This is a genomic window from Caulobacter sp. D5, from assembly GCF_003185805.1.
In the GTDB taxonomy this organism is placed as follows: domain Bacteria; phylum Pseudomonadota; class Alphaproteobacteria; order Caulobacterales; family Caulobacteraceae; genus Caulobacter.
In genome coordinates this window covers 1-5,754 of the sequence record NZ_QHJY01000164.1, presented here as the reverse complement: position 1 = coordinate 5,754, position 5,754 = coordinate 1, and the positions used below count along the sequence as shown (strand labels likewise).

At 69.4% G+C, this 5,754-nt stretch carries 5 protein-coding genes; 1 reads left to right on the top strand and 4 read right to left on the bottom strand.

Annotated features, from left to right (window positions below):
* From DMC18_RS12020 to ligD, 4 genes are all read right to left on the bottom strand, one after another.
* A partial coding sequence (locus DMC18_RS12020; RefSeq protein ID WP_233248130.1) for a DUF4880 domain-containing protein occupies positions 1–325 on the bottom strand: 325 nt, incomplete at its 3' end.
* The gene (locus tag DMC18_RS12015; protein ID WP_233245155.1) at positions 322–759 is read right to left on the bottom strand and encodes a sigma-70 family RNA polymerase sigma factor; all 438 of its coding nucleotides are present in this window, start codon (positions 757–759) and stop codon (positions 322–324) included. The genes DMC18_RS12015 and DMC18_RS12020, both read right to left, overlap by 4 nt.
* Positions 760–910: 151 nt before the next feature.
* Positions 911–1,939, bottom strand: a complete 1,029-nt coding sequence (locus DMC18_RS12010) for an acyltransferase (RefSeq protein ID WP_110118204.1) — start codon at positions 1,937–1,939, stop codon at positions 911–913.
* 40 nt (positions 1,940–1,979) lie between these two features.
* Positions 1,980–4,637: a DNA ligase D gene (gene ligD / locus DMC18_RS12005; RefSeq protein ID WP_110118203.1), complete on the bottom strand. Its 2,658-nt coding sequence runs from the start codon at positions 4,635–4,637 to the stop codon at positions 1,980–1,982.
* Between the two features lie 167 nt (positions 4,638–4,804).
* Between ligD and DMC18_RS12000 the strand changes: the two genes are divergently transcribed.
* Positions 4,805–5,620: a 2-keto-4-pentenoate hydratase gene (locus tag DMC18_RS12000; protein ID WP_110118202.1), complete on the top strand. Its 816-nt coding sequence runs from the start codon at positions 4,805–4,807 to the stop codon at positions 5,618–5,620.
* Positions 5,621–5,754: the final 134 nt, after the last annotated feature.

The following is a 5,754-nucleotide window of genomic DNA, read 5'->3' as shown; positions in this document are numbered from 1 at the left end:
GACAGGCGGCCAGCGCCCCGCCGATCATCGCCCGCCGGCCGGGCCTGCGCGACCAGCGGCTGCGTTGGGCGCGGCGCAGATCCTCCAGGGCCTCGCCGCGCAGGGCGACCATGCCGGGGCTCATCGCCTGGTCGTCAACCGCGCGCCAGGCCGACACGGCGTCGTCCAGCAGGGCGCGATGCTCCGGATCGGCGGCGAACCAGGCCTCCAGCTCGGCGTGCTCGGCGTTCGTCAGCTCGCCCTCGGCCAGGCGCACGCACCAGGCGGCGGCGACGTCCAGGGGCTCTTCGTGCGGAGCGCCGATCATGTCGTCGGGACCGTTCATTCGCCGGCCCTCGTGCGACGCGTCAGATGGCCCATGGCCTTGAGGATATGCTTCTGCACGCCGCTGGTGGTCATGCCGTAAAGCTCGGCGAGTTCGGCCTGCTTCATGCCCTCCAGGCGGAACAGCAGGAAGATGGCGCGGGTGCGGTCGGGCAGTTCGCGCAAAGCCTCCGACACCTCGCCCAGCCGCTCGCGCCCCATCAGCACGCGGGCGGGGTCCAGCGGCTCCAGGTCGATCGGCTCGGCGCGGACGGCGGCGGTATAGCTCGACCGCACCCGCTCGCGCCGCGCCCGGTCGCGCAGCAGGTTGGCGGCCATCTGGAAGATGTAGGCGTCGGCGTTGTCCATGGTCCGGCCGGCTTCGGTGAGGGCCAGCTTGGCGAACAGCTCCTGGGTCATGTCCTCGGCGTCGCTGTGGCTGGCGGCGCGACGCATGAAGAACGCCATCAGCGCGGGCCGATAGCGCCGGTCGAGGCTTCCCAGGTCATGTTCGCTTTTCGGCCGCACGGTCCGTCTCGACAAGGTTTCCCGCAGTGCATGACGCACATCCTCGCCCGAGGCACACCGAACAACGACGATTTTTCTTTCAGAGCGCGTGCGTGAGCCGCTTGAGCCAGGTGCGCAGCGGCGTCTCCACCCAGCGCCAGGCCGCCCACGAGGCCGCCGGCAGCGCGAAGAAGGCCAGTACGCAGAACCACAGCGGCAGGTCGCGCTTCCAGCCGTTCGGATAGATCGAGATCATCACGTACCAGAACGCCCAGTGCAGGGCGTAGAGCGGATAGGACACCCCGCCCAGCCGCTCGCACCAGCGCGCCAGACGGCCTCCTGGGTCGAAGGCGCCGAGCAGCACCAGGACCGGGAACAGCAAGGTGGCGCAGGCGAAGTCGTAGAGGCCGTTGGCGACGCGCGTCGGCCAGACCGGCAGGACCAGCACGGTCAGCAGCAGCACCGCCGGGACCCAGGCCTTGCGGGCGGAGAACCCGCCCCGATGCCGCCAGCACAGCCAGCCTATGGCGAAGGGGAACGAGGCGCGCAGCACGCCCAGGCCGAAGGTCGCCTGGTCCCAGCCGGTCTGCAGCCCGCCCATGCCGACGGCGACGAACAGCAGGGCCGCGCCCGACAGCAGCACGAACATGATGATCGCCATGTCCGGCGCGCGGCGCAGCGGGAACCAGGCCAGACTCACCAGCACCTCCAGGCACAGCGACCAGGCCAGCGGGTTGAAGGGGAACAGCGACGGAAAGGTCCCCGCCTCCATCGGCGCGAACTTGGGGATCAGCAGCAGGCCCTTGAGGAAGTCGACCACGGTCTCGACGTTCGGCCGGCCCGTCAGCAGCGCCCCGGCCACCGTGGCGATGAACAGCATCGGCCAGACCCGCACCCAGCGGGCGACCAGATAGGGCCAGAACCCGATCCGTCGGCGCTCGAAGGCGTGGGCCAGCACGAAACCGCTGAGGCAGAAGAAGAAATCCACGGCCAGGTAGCCGTGCGCGAAATGCCCCCGCCGGCCCGACCAGTCGGCGATGTGGTAGAGCAGCACGCCCAGCGCCGCGACGCCGCGCAGCCCGTCCAGCGCGGTGAACCGTCCTTCGTCCCTGGTCGTCGCAAGCGTCACCAGGTGGTGGTGTCACGATGCGGGGCGGTGGGGCAAGCCCTTACCCCAGCCGCTTGATCGCCGCCTTCAACGGCTTGCCCGCCTCGAAGTAGTCCGCCCAGGCCGTGCTCCTGGCGATCAGGTCCGGCGCCGTGCGGATCGTGAACCGCGAGGGATCCAGCCCCGCCTTCACCTGCGTCCAGTTCAGCGGCATCGACACCGTCGCCCCCGGCCGGGCGCGGGCGGAAAGCGGGGCGACCGCCGTGCTGGTGCGGTCGTTGCGCAGGTAGTCGAGGAAGATCTTCCCGGCCCGCGCCTTCTTGCTCATGGTGATCAGGTAGCGGCCGGGATCGTCGGCGGCCAGCCGCGCGCAGACCTCGCGGGCGAAGGCCTTGGCCTGGTCCCAGGCAACCTTGTCCGACAGCGGCGTGACCACGTGCAGACCCTTGCCGCCGGTGGTCTTGCAGAAGCTGACAAGCCCCAGTTCCTCCAGCCGGTCGCGCATCTCCCGCGCCGCCTCGATCACCGCCTCGAACCCGACCTCCGGCGCGGGATCGAGGTCGAAGACCAGGCGGCCGGCGACCTCTGGATCGCCCGGCTGGCAGTTCCACGGATGGATCTCGACGGCGGCGATCTGGGCGGCGGCGACCAGGGCCTCGACGCGGTCGAACCTGATGTAGGGCTGGCGGTCGCCCGAAACCGTCACCGTCTCGATCAGCGACGACATCCCGCGCATGGCGTGGCGCTGGAAGAAGGTCTCGCCGTCGATGCCGTCGGGCACGCGGATCACCGAGGCCGGGCGGCCCTGGATGTGCGGCAGCATCCACTCGCCGACGGCGGCGTAGTAGCGGGCCAGATCGAGCTTCGTGCCCGGCTCGCCGTCGCCCGCATCGGGCCACAACGGCTTGTCGGGCTTGGAGATCGGCACGCCCAGCACGACGCTTTCGCCCTTGGAGGTGGCCGGCTTCGGGGTCGGCTCGGCCAACGTCGCCTTGGCGGCCGGAACGGCGTCGGCCTCGACCTCCGAAGCCGGCTTGTCCTCGCGCAGGCCCTTGAAGGCGGCCTGACGGATCGCGCCCTCGCCCGTGAAGCCGGCATATTCGATCTCGGCGACGAGCTGCGGCTTCACCCAGTGGATGTTGGCGGCCTTCTTCGGCGCCCCCTCCCCCTCGAACGGCGAGCGGTCGGTCTCCAGCGCCTTCAGCTTGGGCAGGAGTTTGGCGACCTTGTCCTTGCCGAAGCCCGTGCCGATGCGGCCGACATGCACCAGCCTGCCGCCCCGCATCACCCCGGCGATCAGCGAGCGGAAGGCCGTTCCCGTCGTCGTCCAGCCGCCGATCACCACCTCATGGCCAGCCCGGCACTTGGACTTGGTCCAGGTCTCGCTGCGGCCAGAGCGATAGGCGGCGTCCAGCCGCTTGGAGATGATGCCTTCCAGCTCCAGCTTGCAGGCCGACAGCAGCACCGCGTCGCCCGCCGTCTCGAAGTGGTCGACATAGCGCAGGCGCGCCTCGTCCTGCCCCAGCAGCGCCTTCAGCCGCGTCTTGCGTTCGCGCAGGGTCAGGGACCGCAGGTCCTCGCCCTGCGCGAACAGCAGGTCGAAGGCGAAGAAGATGATCTCGCCCTCGCCACCCTCGGCCTCCCCTACCTCAGCTAGGGCCGCCTGCAGGGCCGCGAAGTCGGGCTGGCCGGCCTCGTCCAGCACCACGGCCTCGCCGTCGATCACGGCGTCGGGCAGGTCGGCGGCGGCCTCGGCGATCCCCGCGAACCGGTCGGTCCAGTCCAGGCCCTTGCGGGTGCGGAGCACCGCCCGGCCGTCCTCGACGCGCAATTGCAGGCGATAGCCGTCGAACTTGATCTCGTGCGCCCAGCCCGCGCCGGCCGGCGGCCGCTCGACCGACTTGCACAGCTGCGGCTCGACGAAGTCGGGCATGGCGGCGGGCTTGGCCTTGGCGGCCGTCTTCTTTGGCGATGCCTTGGACTTCGTGGCCGGCTCGAAGCTGCGGGTCTCCTCGGCCTCCTTGGCCAGCGCCTCGCGCTCGGCCTTGGTGCGGGATTTCCAGACGGCGTCGGCCTTTCCCTTGGTCTTCAGGATGAACGGCTTGGGCGACCTGCCCTTGCCCACGGCGATGTCGGCCATGCTCCGATCTGAAGCGATGGAGCGATCCTCCTTCAGGACGGCGTCGCCCTTGCCAGGCCGCGCCGCCTCGTCCTGGTGCTTGATCAGCAGCCAGTTGGCGCGCTTTCCCTTCCCGTCTTTCGCGGTGCGGTCCCAGTTCATCCGCACCAGCACCCAGCCGCCGTGCAGGCGCTCGCCCTCCAGAACGAACTTCAGCTCGCCCTTCTTCAGGGCCTTGCCGATGTCCTCGAAGCCGGGCTCCGGCGCCCAGAAGCCGCGATCCCACAGCTGCACCGTGCCGCCGCCGTACTGGCCCTTGGGGATCGTGCCCTCGAAGTCGCCGTAGTCGAGCGGATGGTCCTCGACCTCGACCGACAGGCGCTTGTCGGCCGGATCCAGCGACGGACCCTTGGTCACCGCCCACGACTTCAGCACCCCGTCGACCTCCAGCCGGAAGTCGTAGTGCAGCCGCGTGGCGTCGTGCTTCTGGATGACGAATCGCAGGTGCGGCGACGCGGCCACCGCCCGCTCGCCGCTGGGTTCGGCGGTCTTCTGGAAATCGCGCTTGCGGCGATACTCGGCCAGCTGCGGCTGCGTCATTTCCCGTTCCTCCGCTGAAAACAAGAGTCTCCCAGTTCGAGAACGGTTCCCCTCGCCCGTGCGACGTGTTTCAGTGGACCAATTGTCAATGACACCGGTTTCCACTAGAGACAGCGCAGGTCCGATCAACGGACCGGCATTGAGTAATTCGAGGGAGGGTACGCGGCGTGACCGTTTCTGAGGCGCAGAGCGACCTATTCGCACCGGCGTCCATCGCCCCCCAATTCGTCGAAGCCCGTCGCAAGGGCGTTTCGGTTCCCGGCTATCCCGGCGGGGCCCTGCCCCAGACCATGGCCGACGGCTATGCGGTGCAGGACATCGCCATTGACCTGTGGCCGGATGAACTGGTCGGCTGGAAAGTGGGTCTCGTCCCGCCGCAGCACCGCGAGCGCCTGGGCGTCGATCGCCTGGCCGGCTGCATCTTCAAGAACAACGTCTGGGACGCCGGCGCCGAGCCGACCCCGTTCCGCGCCATCGCCGGCGGCTTCACCGCCGTCGAGGCCGAGTTCATCATCCGCCTGTCCAAGGACGCCCCCGAGGGCAAGACCGAATGGACCGCCGAAGAGGCCGCCGACTATGTCGGCGAGCTGATCCTCGGCGTCGAGATCGCCGGCAGCCCGCTGAAGACCATCAACGAGCTGGGCCCGCCCATCGTGGTCTCCGACTTCGGCAACAACGACGGCCAGATCCTGGGCCCGGTGATCGAAAACTGGCGCGAGCTCGGCTGGGACGCCATGCCTGCCGAGACCTTCATCAACGGCGTCAGCGTCGGCAAGGGCGGCGCGGCCTCGATCCCCGGCTCACCCCTGGCGGCCCTGGCCTTCCTGCTGGGACACGTCGCCACGCGCGGTCGCCCGCTGAAGAAGGGCATGATCGTCACCACCGGCGCCAGCACCGGCATTCACGACATCGCGGCCGGCGAAGAATCGACCGTAAGCTTCGGCCCGCTGGGCGAGGTGCGCTGCAAGGCGGTCCCCGTCTGACGGGACCCCGCGTCCCAGGTCGAACAACGAAAACAAAACTAGGGTAAGGAAGACGACGTCGATGGACATCCCCGCGGCTCCCGCGCCATCCGAGAAGATCGGTCGCTATCGCTGGGTGATCGTCAGCCTGCTGT